This window comes from Pseudomonas sp. 22515 (genome assembly GCF_052044625.1).
In the GTDB taxonomy this organism is placed as follows: Bacteria; Pseudomonadota; Gammaproteobacteria; order Pseudomonadales; family Pseudomonadaceae; genus Aquipseudomonas; species Aquipseudomonas alloputida.
Map to the genome: position 1 here is coordinate 24,228 of NZ_JBQENN010000002.1, position 18,529 is coordinate 42,756.

The 18,529-nt window shown below is 65.3% G+C and carries 16 protein-coding genes; 14 read left to right on the plus strand and 2 right to left on the minus strand.

What is annotated here, in order from left to right; translation table 11 throughout:
* The first annotated feature begins 165 nt into the window (after positions 1–165).
* From ACTJJN_RS02700 to ACTJJN_RS02765, 14 genes are all read left to right on the plus strand, one after another.
* On the plus strand, positions 166–1,191 hold the full coding sequence (locus ACTJJN_RS02700) for an NAD(P)H-dependent glycerol-3-phosphate dehydrogenase (RefSeq protein ID WP_014755898.1): 1,026 nt from the start codon (positions 166–168) through the stop codon (positions 1,189–1,191).
* A gap of 36 nt (positions 1,192–1,227) precedes the next feature.
* The gene (locus ACTJJN_RS02705; protein ID WP_003251499.1) at positions 1,228–1,575 is read left to right on the plus strand and encodes a DUF4389 domain-containing protein; all 348 of its coding nucleotides are present in this window, start codon (positions 1,228–1,230) and stop codon (positions 1,573–1,575) included.
* Positions 1,572–2,030: a phosphohistidine phosphatase SixA gene (gene sixA, locus ACTJJN_RS02710; protein WP_012051746.1), complete on the plus strand. Its 459-nt coding sequence runs from the start codon at positions 1,572–1,574 to the stop codon at positions 2,028–2,030. The genes ACTJJN_RS02705 and sixA overlap by 4 nt, the downstream gene beginning before the upstream one ends.
* Positions 2,031–2,192: 162 nt before the next feature.
* Positions 2,193–2,567 (plus strand): hypothetical protein, encoded by a 375-nt coding sequence (locus tag ACTJJN_RS02715; protein WP_017148204.1) that lies wholly within the window; start codon positions 2,193–2,195, stop codon positions 2,565–2,567.
* A gap of 92 nt (positions 2,568–2,659) precedes the next feature.
* Complete coding sequence (locus tag ACTJJN_RS02720) at positions 2,660–3,448, plus strand: alpha/beta fold hydrolase (protein ID WP_014755900.1); 789 nt, start codon at positions 2,660–2,662, stop codon at positions 3,446–3,448.
* Positions 3,445–4,299, plus strand: a complete 855-nt coding sequence (locus ACTJJN_RS02725; RefSeq protein ID WP_003251491.1) for an alpha/beta hydrolase — start codon at positions 3,445–3,447, stop codon at positions 4,297–4,299. The genes ACTJJN_RS02720 and ACTJJN_RS02725 overlap by 4 nt, the downstream gene beginning before the upstream one ends.
* 109 nt (positions 4,300–4,408) lie before the next feature.
* Positions 4,409–5,203 (plus strand): DUF4892 domain-containing protein, encoded by a 795-nt coding sequence (locus ACTJJN_RS02730; protein WP_440780907.1) that lies wholly within the window; start codon positions 4,409–4,411, stop codon positions 5,201–5,203.
* A gap of 12 nt (positions 5,204–5,215) precedes the next feature.
* Complete coding sequence (locus tag ACTJJN_RS02735) at positions 5,216–6,265, plus strand: AI-2E family transporter (protein ID WP_003251487.1); 1,050 nt, start codon at positions 5,216–5,218, stop codon at positions 6,263–6,265.
* 238 nt (positions 6,266–6,503) lie between these two features.
* Positions 6,504–6,593 (plus strand): K(+)-transporting ATPase subunit F, encoded by a 90-nt coding sequence (gene kdpF / locus ACTJJN_RS02740; RefSeq protein ID WP_003251485.1) that lies wholly within the window; start codon positions 6,504–6,506, stop codon positions 6,591–6,593.
* Between the two features lie 9 nt (positions 6,594–6,602).
* A complete protein-coding gene (gene kdpA / locus ACTJJN_RS02745) occupies positions 6,603–8,297 on the plus strand; it encodes a potassium-transporting ATPase subunit KdpA (protein WP_324736932.1) in 1,695 nt (564 codons plus the stop codon).
* Between the two features lie 9 nt (positions 8,298–8,306).
* Positions 8,307–10,361: a potassium-transporting ATPase subunit KdpB gene (gene kdpB, locus ACTJJN_RS02750; RefSeq protein WP_012051751.1), complete on the plus strand. Its 2,055-nt coding sequence runs from the start codon at positions 8,307–8,309 to the stop codon at positions 10,359–10,361.
* 10 nt (positions 10,362–10,371) lie between these two features.
* The gene (gene kdpC, locus ACTJJN_RS02755) at positions 10,372–10,929 is read left to right on the plus strand and encodes a potassium-transporting ATPase subunit KdpC (protein WP_003251480.1); all 558 of its coding nucleotides are present in this window, start codon (positions 10,372–10,374) and stop codon (positions 10,927–10,929) included.
* Between the two features lie 138 nt (positions 10,930–11,067).
* Positions 11,068–13,722 (plus strand): ATP-binding protein, encoded by a 2,655-nt coding sequence (locus ACTJJN_RS02760; RefSeq protein ID WP_440780908.1) that lies wholly within the window; start codon positions 11,068–11,070, stop codon positions 13,720–13,722.
* A complete protein-coding gene (locus ACTJJN_RS02765; RefSeq protein ID WP_392493379.1) occupies positions 13,719–14,414 on the plus strand; it encodes a response regulator in 696 nt (231 codons plus the stop codon). The genes ACTJJN_RS02760 and ACTJJN_RS02765 overlap by 4 nt, the downstream gene beginning before the upstream one ends.
* A 47-nt stretch (positions 14,415–14,461) precedes the next feature.
* On the opposite strand, the gene ACTJJN_RS02770 is transcribed toward ACTJJN_RS02765, so the two are convergent.
* Together ACTJJN_RS02770 and ACTJJN_RS02775 are read right to left on the minus strand one after the other, a co-directional pair.
* Entirely contained in the window at positions 14,462–15,367 is a 906-nt protein-coding gene (locus tag ACTJJN_RS02770) for a LysR family transcriptional regulator (protein ID WP_012051754.1), read from the minus strand.
* Positions 15,368–15,437: 70 nt separating this feature from the next.
* Complete coding sequence (locus tag ACTJJN_RS02775; protein WP_012051755.1) at positions 15,438–18,368, minus strand: aminotransferase; 2,931 nt, start codon at positions 18,366–18,368, stop codon at positions 15,438–15,440.
* Between the last annotated feature and the right edge of the window lie 161 nt (positions 18,369–18,529).

An 18,529-nucleotide genomic window follows, 5' to 3' on the forward strand; every position in this document is an offset into this window, starting at 1 on the left:
CGGAAATCGAGCGCCGCCGGCGCGGTGCATCGCGAGCACGCTCGCGCCTGCATTTGTTGCAACGTGGCCATGACAGTGTGATCTGCGTTGCTGACCTTGGCGCATGGCAGGCGAGCCGTATAATGGCGGGGTCGCCACTTAACTTTTGGCTTTAATGGATTGGATATGACTGAACAGCAACCTGTTGCGGTTCTGGGCGGCGGTAGCTTCGGCACCGCCGTGGCGAACCTGCTGGCGGAAAACGGTGTGCCGGTGCGTCAATGGATGCGCGACCCGGCGCAGGCCGAGGCCATGCGTGTGAATCGCGAGAATCCGCGCTACCTCAAGGGTATCCGCCTGCACGATGGGGTTGAGCCGGTCAACGACTTGCTGGCCACCCTGCAGGCCAGCGAGCTGATCTTCGTTGCCCTGCCATCGAGTGCCTTGCGCAGCGTGCTGGCACCGCATGCCGAGCTGCTGCGCGGCAAAGGCCTGGTCAGCCTGACCAAGGGCATCGAAGCGCAAAGCTTCAAGCTGATGAGCCAGATCCTCGAAGAAATCGCCCCCGAGGCGCGCATCGGCGTTTTGTCAGGGCCCAACCTGGCGCGCGAAATCGCCGAACATGCACTGACTGCCACAGTGGTGGCCAGTGAGCACGAAGATCTGTGCCAGCAGGTACAGGCCGTGCTGCACGGGCGTACCTTCCGCGTCTACGCCAGTGCCGACCGTTTCGGCGTCGAACTGGGCGGTGCATTGAAGAACGTCTACGCGATCATCGCCGGCATGGCTGTGGCCTTGGGGATGGGCGAGAACACCAAGAGCATGCTGATTACCCGGGCCTTGGCCGAGATGACCCGTTTCGCCGTCAGCCAGGGCGCCAACCCCATGACCTTCCTCGGCCTGGCCGGTGTCGGTGACCTGATCGTCACCTGCTCCTCGCCCAAGAGCCGCAACTATCAGGTTGGCTACGCACTGGGGCAGGGTCAAAGCCTGGAAGAGGCAGTCAGCCGCCTGGGCGAAGTGGCCGAAGGTGTCAACACGCTCAAGGTGCTCAAGACCAAAGCCCAGCAAGTGCAGGTGTACATGCCGCTGGTGGCCGGCCTGCATGCCATCCTGTTCGAAGGCCGCACGCTGAACCAGGTGATCGAGCACCTGATGCGCGCCGAGCCCAAGACCGATGTCGATTTCATTTCCATCAGCGGTTTCAACTGAGCCCTTGGCGGCTCTGACACGAGCAAGGAGCAACACATGAACGATACGCCCGAACGCGCCCAGCGCGAGTCGATCATCCTGCGGGTGCTGTGGATGCTGGTGTTCCTGGTGGTCTGGCAACTGGCCGAGTTGCTGTTGGGTGGCCTGGTGCTGGTACAGCTGATCTACCGACTGGTGTATGGCGCGCCCAGCGCCAGCCTGATGAACTTCGGCGACAGCCTGAGCCAGTACCTGGCACAGATCGGTCGCTTCGGCAGTTTCCACAGCGACCAGAAGCCATGGCCGTTCGCAGACTGGCCGGCCCCGCGTGCGCCGGAAGGTGAAGCTGCGCACGCCGTGGCACCGGCCGCGCATCCGGTGCGTGACGAGGAACCCAAGCTGTGAAGCTGTGGGTGCTGCGCCACGGTGAAGCTGAGCCGCGGGCCAAGACAGATGCCGAGCGCCGGTTGACGGCCCATGGTCGCGAGCAGGTGCTGCACAGTGCGGCTTACCTGATCGGGCAGCCATTGCAGGCGATTGTCGCCAGCCCTTACGTACGCGCCCAGCAGACCGCCGCGCTGGTGCATGACACCCTGGGCTTCGCCGAACCGGTGCGCACCGTGCCCTGGCTGACGCCCGAGGGTGATGTACAGCAGGTCATCGGCGAAATCGAGCGCCTGGGGCTTGAGCATGTGCTGCTGGTCAGCCACCAGCCGCTGGTAGGCACCTTGGTCGGTGCGCTGGAGCACGGCCACAGGCAACAGCCGGCAGCCATGAGCACTGCCAGCCTGGCAGAACTGGAAGGGGAGTGGCCGCTGGCCGGGTTGATGACGCTTCGGGCCATCCACTCACCCGCGTGAACTTCCCATGGCTTGTGCAGGCCACTGTTTCGCTCGCGTCTGCATGCTGGCATGGGTAAAGAGCGATAAGGCAACTGGCATTTTTGTCAGTTGTCGCACTTCACCACCGCTTGTTAGCGTTGCCACATGGCAAACATCAGGGAACGGCGAATGAGGGGTGAAATGCTGGAGCTGTTGCGCTCCCTGGACCTGCAACCCACCCTGGAACAGGTTGACCAAGGTACTTCGCTGGATTTCGCCCAATACAGCCTGCTGCGTGAATCGGCCGATGCCAAGCTTTACCACCTGATGCGCAAGGTGAACGACAACCCTGGGCTGGACCCTGTTGCGAGGCAACAATGCGAGCAGGACCTGCGGACGCTGCAGGACGCCTGCCTGCGGGTCTCGCACCTGCTGCAAACCAGTTGTCTGGCCTTGCGCCGCCTGCAACTGGACTACCAGGACCAGCGTCTGGCCCGCGAGGCGCTGGAGAGCCAAGTGGCCTATATGCAGGCCTGCCTGCGTCGGTCGCTGAGCAGTTTCGACCGCTCGGCATGACCTGATCCCCCTCGCCGATGACCTTTATGGACATTGCCGAACCGCCCCGCGATGCCGACAATGGGCCATCATTCCGGTCCGGACCAGGCGCCATGTCGCAGCAGATCTTCTTCGCCCATGCCAACGGTTTCCCATCGGCCACCTACGGCAAGCTGTTTGCAGCGCTGGCGCCGGACTATCAGGTGCAGCACCTGGCCCAGCACGGGCATGACCCGCGCTTTCCCGTGGACGAAAACTGGCAAAGCCTGGTCGATGAATTGTTGCATCACCTGGCGCAGCAGGACCAGCCGGTCTGGGGCGTCGGCCATTCGCTGGGTGGCGTGTTGCACCTGCACGCGGCATTGCGCTGCCCCGAGTACTACCGGGGGCTGGTGATGCTCGACTCCCCGGTGCTCACCCGCGCTGATCAATGGCTGCTGCGTACAGCCAAGCGCTTTGGTTTCATTGACCGCATCACACCGGCCGGGCGTACCCTGGGGCGTCGCGAAACGTTCAATGACCGCGACAGCGCCCGGGACTATTTCGCTGGCAAATCACTGTTCCGCCATTTCGATCCCGATTGCCTCGACGCTTATGTAGAACATGGCCTGCAGGTGGTGGAACAAGGGCTGCAGTTGCGCTTCGACCCTGCTACTGAAATCAGCATCTACCGCAGCATCCCGCATACCAGCCCCGCCCCCGCGCGCCAGTTGCAGGTGCCGCTGGCCATGGTGCGCGGCAACCGGAGCAACGTCATTCGTCGCCACCACACCTTGGCTGTGCGCAGTATGCCCAAAGGTGAATACCACAGTGTACCGGGTGGGCACATGTTCCCGCTGGAGCGCCCGGCCGACACTGCCAGCCTGATCAAGGGCCTGTTCGACCGCTGGAGCCAGGCATGAGCGCACACGTTGAGGAAATTCGTCTGAGCCTGGGCCATATCGAACTGGCTGCACACCTGTTCGGCCCCGAAGACGGGCTGCCGGTGATTGCCCTGCATGGCTGGCTGGACAATGCCAACAGCTTTGCCCGCCTGGCACCGCAACTGAAAGGTCTACGCCTCGTCGCCCTGGACCTGGCCGGCCATGGTTATTCGGAGCACCGCCCGCTTGGCGCCGGTTATGCCCTGGCCGACTATGCCCATGACGTGCTGCGCGTGGCCGAGCAACTGGGTTGGCCGCGTTTCGCCCTGCTGGGGCATTCGCTGGGCGCGATCATTTCGGTGCAACTGGCCGGTGCATTGCCCGATCGGGTCAGTCACCTGGCGCTAATCGACGGCGTGATCCCGCCGACTGGCGCCGAGCAGGACGCAGGTGAGCGCTTAGGGATGGCACTGCAAGCCCAGTTGCGGCTGGATGGCAAGCGCAAGTCGGTGTATGCGACATTGGAAGCAGGGGTGCAAGCCCGGATGAAAGGCATGGTCGCGGTCAGCCGTGAAGCGGCCGAGCTGCTGGCTCAACGTGGCCTGATGCCGGTGCCCGGTGGCTACAGCTGGCGCAGCGACAGCCGGCTGACCCTGCCCTCGCCGGTGCGCCTGAGCGAGGCCCAGGCCATGGCCTATGTGCGGCGGGTGAGTTGCCCGGCGCTCTTGGTGGTGGCCGCCGACGGTATGCTGGCGCGCCACACCGGGTTGCTGGAGCAGCTACCCTTTGAACAGGTGACACTACCCGGCGGCCATCACCTGCACCTGAACGATGCGCAGGGCGCGGCCCTTGTTGCAGACTGTATCAATCGCTTCTTTGGCTTTGCTTGACTTGCACCGGACAAGTGTCGAGGCTTGGCGGGTTGAACAGGGAGACAACCATGCAACTGCCAGACATCCTGGAGCTTCAATTCGGCGCTGAGCGCCGCCTGGTTCGCCAATGAGCGTACCCGTTTCCATTCGCACTGCCTTGGCTGCCTGTCTGGTGCTCGCCACCCCCGTGTCGTGGTCCGGCGTCCTGCCGGTCCCGCAGGACGCCAAGGTGGTCGATCAACGCCCGGCGACGGAACAGGAGCGGGTCTACCCGATGGGCCCGCTACGCAAGATCAGTGGCCGCCTGCGGGTCGATGACAAAGTCGAAAGCCGCGGTCAGGTCAGCTCGGTAACCTACGAATTGCCCGTCGAGCGGACTGCACGCGAGGCCTTCACCAGTGCCCGCGAAGCACTTGTGCGCGAGGGTGGCTACCCGTTGTTCTGGTGTCAGGGACGTGATTGCGGTGAGGCCAGCCTGTGGGCCAATGATGTGTTCGCCAATGCCCGCCTCAACGGAGGCGACGAGCAGCAGGCGTTCATCCTGCTACGCCGCTCGGCAGACGAGGCCGACACCCTGGTCGCGCTGTACAGCGTTACCCGTGGCAACCGCCGTGCCTATCTGCATGTGGAAGAGTTCATCGCAGGCAGCCCGCTGGGCGTGCTGCTGCCAACCGCCGCCACGGTGCTGCGCGAAATGCGTGACACCGGCAAGCTCGACTACCCTGACCTTGCTGCGCCGCAAGACGCCTGGGTAAACCTGCTGGCCCGCAGCCTGAACCTTGATAGCACCTTGCGCGTCAGCCTCAGTGGCGCCCAGGCTGAGGCCTGGCGCGAGGCGCTGGTCAAGGCCGGGGTGCGCGATCGCCGTCTTGAAGTCGGCAGCGCGCCTACAGACGGCCTGCACCTTGAACTGATCCCTTGAACGAGCACCCTCATGGTTAACAATGATCGCCTGCTGGTCCAGATTCTGCTGGTGGCGTTGCTAGGTGCCGGCCTGTGGGTGATGGCACCGTTCATATCGGCATTGCTGTGGGGGGCCATCCTGGCCTTTGCCAGCTGGCCGTTGATGCGCTTCCTTACGCGTCTGCTGGGCGGTCGTGAGACGCTGGCAGCCGGCCTGCTGACCATGGCCTGGATCCTGATCGTGGCACTGCCGCTGGTGTGGCTGGGGTTCAACCTGGCCGATCACATTCGCGACGCTACGGCGTTCGTGCGTGACGTGCAGGTCGACGGCCTGCCCGATGCACCGGCCTGGCTGGGTGGCATTCCATTCGTTGGCGAGCGTCTGGTCAACGGTTGGCAATCGCTGGACCAGCAAGGCGCAGCCTTGCTTACCTCGATCAAGCCTTACTTTGGGCAGGTGGGCAACTGGTTGCTGGCGCGCAGCGCGCAGATCGGCAGCGGCGTGCTGGAACTGACCCTGAGCCTGGTGTTCGTGTTCTTCTTCTACCGCGACGGGCCACGCTTGGCGGCATTCGTGCTGCGCTTGCTGCACCGGCTGGTGGGCGAACGCGCCGAGTATTACCTGGACCTGGTAGCCGCTACCGTGCAGCGGGTGGTCAACGGGGTGATCGGCACGGCGGCCGCGCAGGCCCTGCTGGCATTGATCGGCTTCCTGATCGCCGGGGTGCCCGGGGCGATCGTGCTGGGGTTGGTGACCTTCATGCTCAGCCTGATCCCCATGGGGCCGCCACTGGCCTGGATCCCGGCCACCGCTTGGCTGGTGTGGAAGGGCGAATACGGCATGGCGGTGTTCCTGGGCGTCTGGGGCACCTTCGTCATCAGTGGCGTGGACAACGTGCTCAAACCGTACCTGATCAGCCGTGGGGGCAACCTGCCGCTGGTGATCGTGCTGCTGGGCGTGTTCGGCGGCTTGCTTGCCTTCGGCTTCATTGGCCTGTTCATCGGGCCGACCTTGCTGGCGGTGGGCTACAGCCTCCTGCTGGACTGGAGCCGTAACGCGGCGCAGCCGCCACAACAGTAAGCCTGCGTCGGCCCTTTTGCGGGCTTGCCCGCTCCCACAGGTACCACACAGGCCGTTAAGGCTGTGCAGTGCCCGTGGGAACGGGCGAGCCCGCGAAGAGGCCGTTACAGGCAAACCACAACGCTGATCTTTACGCATTCTTTATCCCCACCCCCATCCCCCGATCTCGCCCCTTTACGCCCCTCCCTCGGACAATTTCCCCAAAGCGGCCCAAGCCGTAACACGGGGAGAACCACACATGAACATGCTCGACGGGCTGTCACTGCTGCTGGCAGTGGCATTGGCGTTTTATCTGCTGGTGGCGCTGCTGCGCGCCGATCGCAGCTAGGGAGCGGCCATGCACAGTTACGATTTCGCCTTGCTCCTGGCATTCTTTGCCATTGTGCTGCTACCAGCACCCTGGCTCGGGCGGTTCTACTTCAAGGTCATGGAAGGCCAGCGTACCTGGCTGACGCCTGTGATGGGGCCGGTCGAGCAGGGCTGTTACCGGCTGGCGGGTGTGAACGCCAGCCAGGAGCAGAACTGGCGGCAATACACCCTGGCCCTGCTGGCGTTCAACCTGGTCGGCTTCCTGCTGCTGTTCAGCGTGCTGCTGTTGCAGGGCCACCTGCCACTCAACCCACAGCACCTGCCTGGCCAGGAATGGTCGCTGGCGTTCAACACCGCCGTCAGTTTCGTTACCAACACCAACTGGCAGGCCTACAGCGGTGAGGCGTCGGTCAGCTACCTGAGCCAGATGCTTGGCCTGACCGTGCAGAACTTTGTCAGCCCTGCCACCGGCCTGGCCGTGCTGGTTGCCCTGTGCCGCGGTATCGCCCGGCGCAGCGCGACGACGCTGGGCAACTTCTGGGTCGACATGACCCGTGCCACCCTCTACGGCCTGTTGCCGCTGTGCTTGCTGCTGGCGCTGTTGCTGGTATGGCAGGGCGTACCGCAGACCTTTGCCGACTACGCCCACGCGCTGACCTTGCAAGGTGCCGACCAGACCATTCCGCTGGGGCCGGCCGCCAGCCAGATCGCCATCAAGCAATTGGGTACCAATGGCGGTGGCTTCTTCGGCGTCAACTCGGCGCACCCGTTCGAGAACCCAACGGCCTGGAGCAACCTGTTCGAGGTGGCATCGATCATCCTCATTCCGGTGGCGTTGGTGTTCACCTTCGGTCACTACGTGAAGGACCTGCGTCAGAGCCGCGCCATCCTCGCCTGCATGCTTGCCCTGTTCCTGATCGGCGGTAGCACGGCGCTGTGGTCCGAGCACCAGCCAAACCCGGCCCTGGACAGCACGCAGGTGCAGCAGACCGCCCCCCTGGAGGGCAAGGAAAGCCGCTTCGGCACCACCGGTTCGGTGCTGTGGGCGGTCACCACCACCGCCGCCTCCAACGGTTCGGTCAACGCCATGCACGACAGTCTGAACCCGCTGACCGGTATGGTGGCGATGGTCAACATGATGGTCGGCGAGGTGATATTCGGCGGCGTCGGCGCGGGCCTCTACGGCATGCTGCTGTTCGTCCTTATCGCGGTGTTCCTGGCCGGGCTGATGATTGGCCGTACCCCGGAATACCTGGGCAAGAAGCTGCAGGCCCGTGAAGTGCAGCTTCTGGTGGCAACCCTGCTGGTGATGCCGGTCGGCGTGCTGGTACTTGGCGCCATCGCCGCCAGCCTGCCCGGCCCGGCCGGGGCGGTCACCAACCCGGGGGCGCATGGTTTCAGCCAGTTGCTGTACGCCTATACCTCGGGCTCGGCCAACAACGGCTCGGCCTTTGCCGGGTTTGGCGCCAACACCGTGTACCACAACCTGATGATCGGCCTGGCCATGCTCATCGGCCGCTTCGGCTACATCCTGCCGATACTGGCGTTGGCCGGCAGCCTGGCGGCGAAAAAAAGCGCGCCGCTGGGGCAGAACAGCTTCCCGACTCACGGCCCGCTGTTCACCGGCTTGCTGCTGGTGACCATCCTGCTGGTCGGTGGCCTGACCTTCCTGCCGACCCTGGCCCTTGGGCCAATCGCCGAACACCTTAGCCTGGGTTTTTGAGGACCGATCATGAACATGCCCATTCCTGAAGTGAATAGCCGGCACAATGCCAAGGACCAGACCCGCTTCGCCGCGCTGTGGCGCCCGGCGCTGGTGCAGGCGTTCGTCAAGCTCGACCCGCGTCAGCTCAAACGCTCCCCGGTAATGCTGGTGGTGGCCCTGACCGCGGTGCTGACCACCGTGCTGTGTTTCGCCCCCGGCGGCGGCGTGAGCACCGGCGTTGCGGTGCAGATTGCCCTGTGGCTGTGGTTCACCGTGTTGTTCGCCAACTTCGCCGAGGCGTTGGCCGAAGGCCGTGGCAAGGCCCGCGCCGACAGCCTCAAGGCCGGCAGCCAGGGCCTGACCGCCCAGCGTCGTCTGCGTGATGGCCGCTACGAGACGGTAGCTGCCAGCGCGCTGCGCAAGGACGACGTGGTACGCGTGGTCGCCGGCGAAATGATCCCCGGCGACGGCGAGGTGATTGAAGGCATTGCGGCCGTCAACGAGGCGGCCATTACCGGCGAGTCCGCGCCGGTCATACGCGAATCAGGTGGCGACCGCTCGGCGGTGACCGGCAATACGCGGCTGGTCTCCGACTGGCTGCTTGTCCGCATCACCAGCAACCCGGGCGAGTCGACCCTGGACCGCATGATCGCCCTGGTTGAAGGGGCCAAGCGGCAGAAGACCCCGAACGAAATCGCCCTCGACATCCTGCTGATCGGCCTGACCCTGATTTTCCTGATCGTGGTGGTGACCTTGCAGCCGTTCGCCCACTTCGTGGGTGGCAGCCTGCCGCTGATCTTCCTGGCCGCGCTGCTGGTGACGCTGATCCCGACTACCATCGGCGGCCTGCTGTCGGCCATCGGTATCGCCGGCATGGACAGGCTGGTACGGCTGAATGTCATTGCCCGCTCGGGCCGCGCCGTCGAGGCGGCCGGGGACGTGCATACGCTGATGCTCGACAAGACCGGCACCATCACCTTCGGTAACCGCCGCTGCAGCGCACTGCATGCTGCACCGGGCATTACCGCCAAGGAACTGGGGGAGGGCGCCTTGCTGGCGTCGCTGGCCGACGACACCGCTGAAGGCAAATCGATTGTCGAATACCTGCGCCAGTTGCACGACTTTGTCGACCCGCCTGCCGGGCAGTTCGAGGCGGTGGCGTTCAGTGCCGAGACACGCCTGTCGGGCATCGACTTCCAGCAGCACCGGTACCGCAAGGGCGCCGTCGATGCGGTGCTGGCCTTCGTCGGTATGCAACGCCTGGAAATGCCGGCGGCGCTGGCCCGTGAAGTCGAACGCATCGCGCAGAGTGGTGGCACCCCGTTGCTGGTGTGCGTCGACAAGCGCTTGCTGGGTGTGATCCACCTCAAGGACGTGGTCAAGCCTGGCATCCGCGAGCGCTTCGCCGAGCTGCGCAAGCTGGGCATCCGCACGGTGATGGTAACCGGCGACAACCCGTTGACTGCGGCCGCCATCGCCGCCGAAGCGGGGGTAGATGACGTGCTGGCCGAGGCCACGCCCGAGAAGAAGCTGGCGCGTATTCGCCAGGAGCAGAATGACGGCCGCCTGGTTGCCATGTGTGGCGACGGTGCCAACGACGCCCCGGCACTGGCCCAGGCTGACGTAGGCATGGCCATGAACGACGGCACTCAGGCTGCGCGGGAGGCCGCCAACATGGTCGACCTGGACAGCGACCCGACCAAGCTGCTGGACGTAGTCCAGGTCGGCAAGGAGCTGCTGGTCACCCGCGGTGCGTTGACAACGTTCTCCATTGCCAACGACGTGGCCAAATACTTCGCCATCCTGCCGGCGCTGTTCGCTGCCATCTACCCGCAACTGGGTGTGCTCAACCTGATGCAACTGGCCAGCCCGCAGAGCGCCATCCTGTCGGCGATCGTGTTCAACGCGCTGATCATCATCGTGCTGATCCCGCTGGCGCTGCGTGGGGTGCGCGTACAGGCGGCCAGTGCGGCGCACCTGTTGCGGCGCAACCTGCTGATCTACGGGCTGGGTGGCATTGTGGTGCCGTTTGCCGGGATCAAGCTGATCGACCTGCTGCTCAACGCCCTGAACCTGGTCTGAGGAGGCCGCCATGACTGCTTATCTACGCCCGGCATTGAGCCTGGCTTTGTTGATGACCCTGGTGACGGGCGCCCTGTATCCGCTGGCGGTGACCGGTATTGCCCAAGTCGCTTTCCCGAACCAGGCCAACGGTAGCCTGGTACGCGATGCGCAAGGCCAGGTGCGGGGTTCGGCATTGATCGCCCAGGACTTCCAGGGCGATGGCTGGTTCCACTCGCGGCCCTCGGCAGGTGCCTACGCGACCGTGGCCAGCGGCGCCAGCAACCTGTCGCCGAGCAACCCGGCGCTGGCTGAGCGGGTAAAGGGCGATGCGGCCACGTTGTATCAGGCGCAGCAGGGGCCAGTGCCGCAGGCGCTGCTGACCACCTCGGGCAGCGGCCTGGACCCGCACTTGCCACCGGAGGCCTTGGCTTATCAGATCCCGCGGGTGGCGGCGGCACGGCAGCTGCCGGTCGAGCGCTTGCAAGCCTTGCTGGAACAGGCCACCCTCCACCCATTGATCGGCCCGCCGGTGGTCAACGTGCTGGCGTTGAACCAGGCCTTGGAAAAGCTCGCCATTGTCAGGTAATCGAAGCGCTGGCAGGAAGCCTGTAGAAGCGGGTTTACCCGCGAATGCGGTGGTGGTGCCACTGACGTANCCCGCTCCTACACGTTAAGGGGGCTTTCCCTGAAGTGGCCGACTGCTGGAAAAAGCAAAGGATGAAACATGAGTGACTCCGCCCGCGCCGATGCGCTGTTGGCCAACCTCCCACGCACCGGCCGGGGCCGGCTGAAGGTGTTCCTTGGCGCTGCCCCCGGCGTCGGCAAGACCTTCGCCATGCTCCAGGCTGCACACGCCCAGCAACGCCAGGGCGTGCAGGTGTTGGCCGGGGTGGTCGAAACCCATGGCCGCGCCGAAACCGAAGCGTTGCTCGGAGGGCTGCATCAGCAGCCCTTGCTGCGTAGCCAGTACCGTGGCGTCACCCTCGAGGAAATGGACCTTGACGGCCTGTTGCGTGCCGCACCGGCCTTGGCCCTGGTGGACGAACTGGCCCACACGAACGCCCCCGGCAGCCGCCACGCCAAACGCTGGCAGGACGTGCAAGAACTCTTGGCCGCAGGCATCGACGTGTACACCACGGTCAACGTCCAGCACCTGGAAAGCCTCAACGACAAGGTCCGTGACATTACCGGCGTGCAAGTGCGCGAGACCCTGCCGGACTGGGTGCTGCAGGAAGCGTTCGAGCTGGTGCTGATCGACCTGCCTCCGCGAGAGCTGCTCGAACGCCTGCGTGAAGGCAAGGTGTACGTGCCCGAGCAGGCTAGGGCGGCCATCGATGCGTACTTTTCGCAAACCAACCTCACCGCCCTGCGCGAGCTGGCCATGCAGACCGCCGCTGCTCAGGTCGATGCCGACCTGGCCCACGGCTATCGTCAGCGCGGCCAGGAGGCGCCGGCCTTGCGCGGCCGGTTGCTGGTGGGCATAGACGGTGATGACCAGGCCGAACGCCTGGTGCGCCATGCCAGCCGCGTGGCCCAGCGCCGCCACCTGCCGTGGAGCCTGGTGCATGTGGACAACGGCCGCCTGCGTGACGAAACCGCACGGCATCGTTTGCAAGCCGCGCAGCAACTGGCCGAGCGACTGGGCGGGGAGGTGGTGCTGCTGCGTGCTGGCGAAGTGGCCCGTACGCTGATCCAGCATGCTGTCGAACGGCGGGCCAGCCTGGTGCTGGTCGGGCAGTCCCGCAACCGCCTGCGTCGGCGTTTGTTCGGCGCGGGTGTGGCGGCGCGGCTGCTGCGCGAAAGCCGTGGCCTGGAAATCAACGTGCTGGACCGCGACGTGCAGCCGCCAGCGCCGCGTTCAGCCGTGCGGCGGGTGTGGGTGTGGCGTCATTACCTGCTGGCGCTGCTGGCCACCGTGATGGCTGCGGGTCTGGCCTGGGCGGTGGCCAGTGTGCTGGCGCTGCCCAATATCTCGCTGGTGTTCCTGGCGGCGGTGTTGCTGGTCGCAGTGCGCAGTAGCCTGGGACCTGCGCTGGCTTGCGCCGCGCTGTCGTTCCTGGCCTATGACTTCCTGTTCATACCGCCCAACTTCTCGTTCACCATCCAGCGCGAAGAAGACGTGCTGACACTGGTGTTCTTTCTGTTGATGGCTGCGCTCACCGGCAACCTGGCCGCGCGCCAGCGTCGCCAGTTGCAGGCGCTGCGCGAGACCCAGGCGCAGACCAGCCAGTTGCTCGACCTGTCTCGCCGGTTGACGGTAGCCACCGACCGCCAAGCCATATTCAAGGCTGCCGGCCAGCACCTGGACGGCTGGCAGGACGCCCAGGTGTGCTTGCTGGAGCGCAACGCCGAAGGCCAGTTGCAAGTGGCCAGCGGGGAAGCCTGCACCTTCAGCGACACCGAACGGGCGGCTGCCGATTGGGCCTGGCAGCACGGGCAGGCCGCCGGCCACGGCAGCGATACCCTGCCTAATGGCCGCTGGTGGTGGTGGCCATTGGCGGTGGACGATCAGCCGCTGGCGCTGCTGGGTGTGCGCCCGCGCAACGGGCAGCCGCTTAGCGACCCACGGCGGCGCCTGCTCACCGCCCTAGGCCAGCCCCTGGCCCAGGCCCTGGCCCGCGCACGCCTGGCCGAACAGCTGGAAGCCGCACGCCTGCACGGCGAAACCGAGCAACTGCGCAGCGCCCTGCTGGCTTCGGTATCCCATGACTTGCGCACGCCGTTGACCGCCATGCGTGGCAGCATCGACAGCCTGTTGGCGTTGGGCGATGCGATCCCGGCTGAAGACCGCCGCGAGCTGCTGGAGGGCACCCGTAACGAAGCCGAACGCCTCGATCGCTACATCCAGAACCTGCTGGACATGACCCGCCTGGGCCATGGCGGCCTCAAGCTGGCCCGCGACTGGGTGGCCCCGGCGGATATCGTCGGCAGTGCGCTCAACCGCCTGCGGGTGGTGCTGGCGCCGCTGCGTGTGCACACGGACGTGCCGGCCGAGCTGCCATTGCTGTTCGTGCATGCGGCGTTGATCGAGCAGGCACTGGTCAACGTGCTGGAAAACGCCGCACGCTTTTCGCCGGCCAATGGTCGGCTTGAGCTGCAGGTGGCGGTGCATGACGACCAGCTGCGCTTGACCGTCAGCGACCAGGGCCCCGGCATTCCCGAAGATGACCGCGAAAAAATCTTCGACATGTTCTACACCGCCGCCCGTGGCGACCGCGGCGGGCAGGGTACCGGGCTGGGCCTGGCGATCTGCCAGGGCATGATCGGTGCCCATGGCGGGCAGATTCTGGTGGGCGAAGGCATTGATGGCCAAGGCACCAGCATCACTCTATGCTTGCCGCTGCCTCCTCAACCTGAAGCCGAAAGCGAAACCCCATGAGCCAGTCCGCCACCCTGTTGGTCATCGACGATGAACCGCAGATCCGCAAGTTCCTGCGTATCAGCCTGGCCTCGCAAGGCTACAAGGTGCTGGAGGCCGCCACCGGTACCGAAGGGTTGGCCCAGGCGGCATTGGGCAAGCCGGACCTGGTGGTGCTCGACCTGGGGCTGCCGGACATGGACGGCCAGCAGGTACTGCGTGAGTTGCGCGAATGGAGTGCAGTGCCGGTGATGGTGTTGTCGGTGCGTGCCAGTGAAGTGCAGAAGGTCGATGCGCTGGATGGTGGTGCCAATGACTATGTGACCAAGCCGTTCGGTATCCAGGAGTTTCTCGCGCGCGTGCGGGCGTTGCTGCGCCAGGTGCCCCAAGCCGGCGGCTCGGAAGTGGCGGCCAGCTTTGGGCCGCTGACGGTGGATTTTGCCTTCCGCCGGGTGACGCTCGAGGGTGTTGAGGTGGCATTGACACGCAAGGAGTATGCTTTGCTGGCGCTGTTGGCCGGGCACCCCGGGCGGGTGATTACCCAGCAGCAGCTGCTCAAGGATATCTGGGGGCCGACCCATGCGGAGGATACCCACTACCTGCGCATCGTGGTCGGGCATCTGCGACAGAAGCTGGGCGATGACCCCACGGCGCCGCGGTTCATCATTACCGAGGCGGGGGTTGGCTACAGGCTGGTAGCGCCGACAGCATAACCCTCCCAAAGGCGATCGCCTGCAGGGCCTGGACGTGCGCAAGGGTGTCAGGCCCTGGGGGGCTCCTTCTCGAACAGCTGGCGCATGACTTCCAGGTAGCGTCGCGCGCCCAGGCCCAACGGGCGCGACTTGATCCAGATGATGTCTACCCACAAGCGCAGGCGGCTGGCCATGTTGTCGAAGCGCACCTCGGCCAGCGCGCCCGAGGCAATCAGCGGTTCGACCAATGGCTGCGGCAGGTAGGCCCAGCCCAGCCCGGACTGCACCAGGTCCAGCGTGGCCAGGTAGCTGTCGGTCAGCCAGATGCGCCGGGACAGCACCATGCGTGGGTCCGATCCGGTGGCCTTGCCCGAAGCCACGATGATCTGCCGTTGTTCGGCAAAGGCCTCTTCAGGCAATGGCGTACCGCTGTTCTGCCCGGCCGGATGGCGCGGTGAGGCAACGGCCACCAGCAGTTGGCTGCCGGCTTCGAGGAAGGATTCGCGCTCATCGATGCCGGGCCGTTCGAACACCAATGCCAATTGCACACTGCCGTCATGCAGCAGGCGAATGGCCTCGGTCTGGGTGGCCGAACGTACCTCGACTTCCAGGCTGGGAAATGCCTGGGCGAGGATTTCCAGCGGCTGGCTCCAGCGGCCGGTCTGCAACTCGGGCGCCATGGCGATGGTCAGGCGCTTTTCCAGGCCTTTGTGCAATTGCAGGGCCTGGGCATCCAGCAGGTTGAGTTGGCAGATGACCTGCCTGGCCTGAGGTTCCAGCGCCAGGGCGGCGTTGGTGGGCAAGGCTTTGCGCGTGGCCCGGTCGAACAGGGGCAGGTCCAGTTCCGCTTCCAGTTGGGCGATTGCCATGCTCACGGCTGAAGGCACACGGCCCAGCTTGCGGGCGGCGGCGGAGAACGAGCCGGCATCGAGCACCGCGAGGAAAATCGCCAGGGAGTCGCTGGTAAAGGCCATTGTCGAAAACCTGCTGACGGGAGCGTTGTGGCCGAAAAGTATGAACACTCATCGGCCAGCTTCACAATCCCTACAGCCCTTCACCCAGTACCTGATCAATACAATCGACAAAGTAGTCCACGCTCGCCCGGCTGGTGCACATCGGTGGCTTGATCTTGAGGATGTTCAGGTAGTCGCCGGTCGGCTGCATGAAGATGCCCAGGTCACGCAGGCGATCGCACAGCATCATGGTTTCTTCGGTGGCCGGCTCCAGGGTGGTGCGGTCGCGCACCAGTTCCAGCCCCAGGTAGAAGCCCGAACCATGTGCCGCTCCGGCCAGCGGGTGCTTGTCGACCAGCGCCTGCAGGCGTGCCTTGAAGTAGCGCCCGGTGTCACGGGCGTTGTCCCACAGGCCTTCCTCCTGCATGACATCCAGCACCGCCATGCCGATGCGGCAACTGACCGGGCTGCCACCGGCCGAGGAGAAGAAGTAGCCCTCGGCCTCCAGCGCCTCGGCGATTTCGCGACGGGTGATGACCACGCCCAGTGGCTGGCCGTTACCCATGCCCTTGGCCATGGTAATGATGTCCGGCACCACGCCCTGTTCCTCGAAGCCCCAGAAGTACTCGCCCAGGCGGCCATAGCCCACCTGCACTTCGTCGGCGATGCACACCCCGCCGCGGGCGCGGACTTTGGCATAGGCTGCGCGCAGGTAGCCTGCGGGCAGCGAGATACCGCCGGCATTGCCGTACACCGGTTCGCAGATGATGCCCGCCAGCTGACGGCCACGGGCGTCGAGGTCAGCCAGCTTGGCGTCGACGTCTTGCAGGTAGTCGGCGGCGCTGTCGGCCCCGCGGAAGCGGCCGCGGAAGGTGTTCGGTGCTTCGACCGGGTGTACCCAGTCTGGGCGGGTTTCCAGGGCTTGCGGGTTGTCGGCGATCGACGTGGAGATGGCATCGGTGGCCACCGACCAGCCGTGGTAGGCCTCCAGCACACTGAGCAGATCGCGCCCGCCACTGTAGGCCCAGGCCAGACGAATCGCCAGGTCGTTGGCCTCGGTGCCGCTGTTGACCATGAACACCCGGTCGAAACCTTCGGGGGCCAGGTCCAGCAGGCGCTCGGAGAATTCGGTGATTGCTGCGTAATGGAAGCGCGAGTTGGTGTTCAGCAGCGACCATTGCCGCGCCGACTCGGCAACCATGCGTGGATGGCCATGGCCCAGCACCGCGACGTTGTTGAGCATGTCCAGATAGGAACGGCCCTGCATGTCGATCAGGTAGTTGCGCCAGCCACGTTCAATGTGCGGCGGTTGCGCGTAGTAGTGCTTCTGCGAGCGGGCGAAGCTGGCATCGCGGCGGGCCAGCAGCGCTTGCGGATCGGGTAGCGGCTCGGCATCGCAATCGAAGCCCAGCAGGGCGGCCGGTGACGGGCACAGGGCCAGCCAGGCGGCGGCTTGTGAAGGCGTGGCGAAGCGCGGCGGATGGATGCCATTGTCCAGGCACAACTGCACGCTGAGGAAGCCGCAGCTGCTGCCCAGGAACTGGCCCTTTTCCACGGCCTGGCCGTCTGCCGGTGCGTCTTCCAGGCCTTGCAGCCACAAAGCCCAATGCGGGGTGCGCAGGCAGCCCCGGCCGTCGCCGCGGTGCTGCCAGGTGCCGGCTGCCGGCGCTTGCACCGGGCTGCCGTTGGACACATGCAGCTCGACGCCAAGGGCGCAGGTGGCGGGTTCGTCGGGGCGGTCGATATGGGTTTGCGACAGGCGATACTGCCCGTGCAGGCTGCAGGCCGGGGCAGGGTGCAGGGTTAATAGACGTTGGTCGAAGCCGGGTTGCTCCCAGTTGCCCGCTTCACAATGCTCGCTGAGCACGCCGAGGTCCACGCGCGTCACCGGTTGCCCCGCAAGTTCGGGCAGCAGCGGCGCGCAGCCGGTCAGGTCTGGCGTGGCGGGCTGCAGGCCGGCAGCTTGCAGGATGGCCGCTTGCATTAGCGCGAAAGGCACGGCGGTGGCGGTATCGAAGATTTCCCACTCATGGGCGACGTTGTCGCGGGTGTACTGGTTGCCCGGGTCCACGGCCAGTTGCTGCGCACTGCTCAGCACCAGCACTGCCGCGCGGTTCAGTACCAGAGGCCACAACGCACGCAGCTCGGCGTCGGTCAGCGGGTTGAGCGCCTGGTAGGCGCTGATCGCCGGCAGGATCCGCAGCGGGTCGCCTTCGGCGTGATGCAGCAGCGCCGCGCAGGTCACCGACAGGTCGGCGATGCGCCACGTGCGCAGCAGGTCGCCGAAGTCGATCACCCCTTGCAACTGCCACTGGCGCTCGCCATCACGGGCCCAGACGGTGTTGTCGTCGGTAATGTCCAGGTGCACGGCCTGGCTTGGCAGCCGATCAACCAGCGGTGCGAGGTGTTCGTCGGCGACGCGGGTGGCGTGTTCGATGCGGACGCGTTGCTCGGTGTTGTGCAGGACGGGCAGCAGATGCTGGATCAACGCCTGGGCGTGTTGCGGGTCCCACTGCAGGGTGCGCGCAAGGCCGGGGTGGTCGAAATCGGCCAGGGCGCTGTCGAGCCGCGCGCACAGCCTGCCCATTTCGGCCATCACCTGCGCTGGCATGTGCTTCAGACGCGTCAACGGTTGACCGTCAATGTAGTCGAGCAGGCGTACCCGCAGCGGTTGGCCATCAACCTCCACGGCCAGCAAGTTTTCGCCGCTGTGCGCCGCACGTACTGCGGGCACCGACAGGCCGTGCTCACGCAGGTAGGCGAGGGCGGCATGCTGCGCCTCCAGCTCCACCTTGGCGTAGCTGTCATGACAGGCCTTGAGCACGAACTGCCCTCCAGCCGTGTCGACCCGGAAGTTCAGGTCCTGCTGACTGCCCAATGCCGACAACCCACCGGCAACGCCGTAGTGCATCTGCAGCAAGGCATGCGCCTGGGCTTCGCTGAGCGTGGGGCCTGGCAGGCCGGCGCGCTGGATGAGCTGCTCGAGGGCAGGGGAGACGTTTTTTTGTTGTTGACTGGGCATGGGCTCTACCGTTGGAGCAGGGGTGACAGCAGCGACTGTATGCCCGATCTGGCTGATGATGAAAGACGATCGTGATCAGAAATCCTGATAAATGGCAGCCCTTTGCCACGTACCTGGGTTGATGTTTGTTTTTAGTAAGCATTACCATTTACATTTAGTTT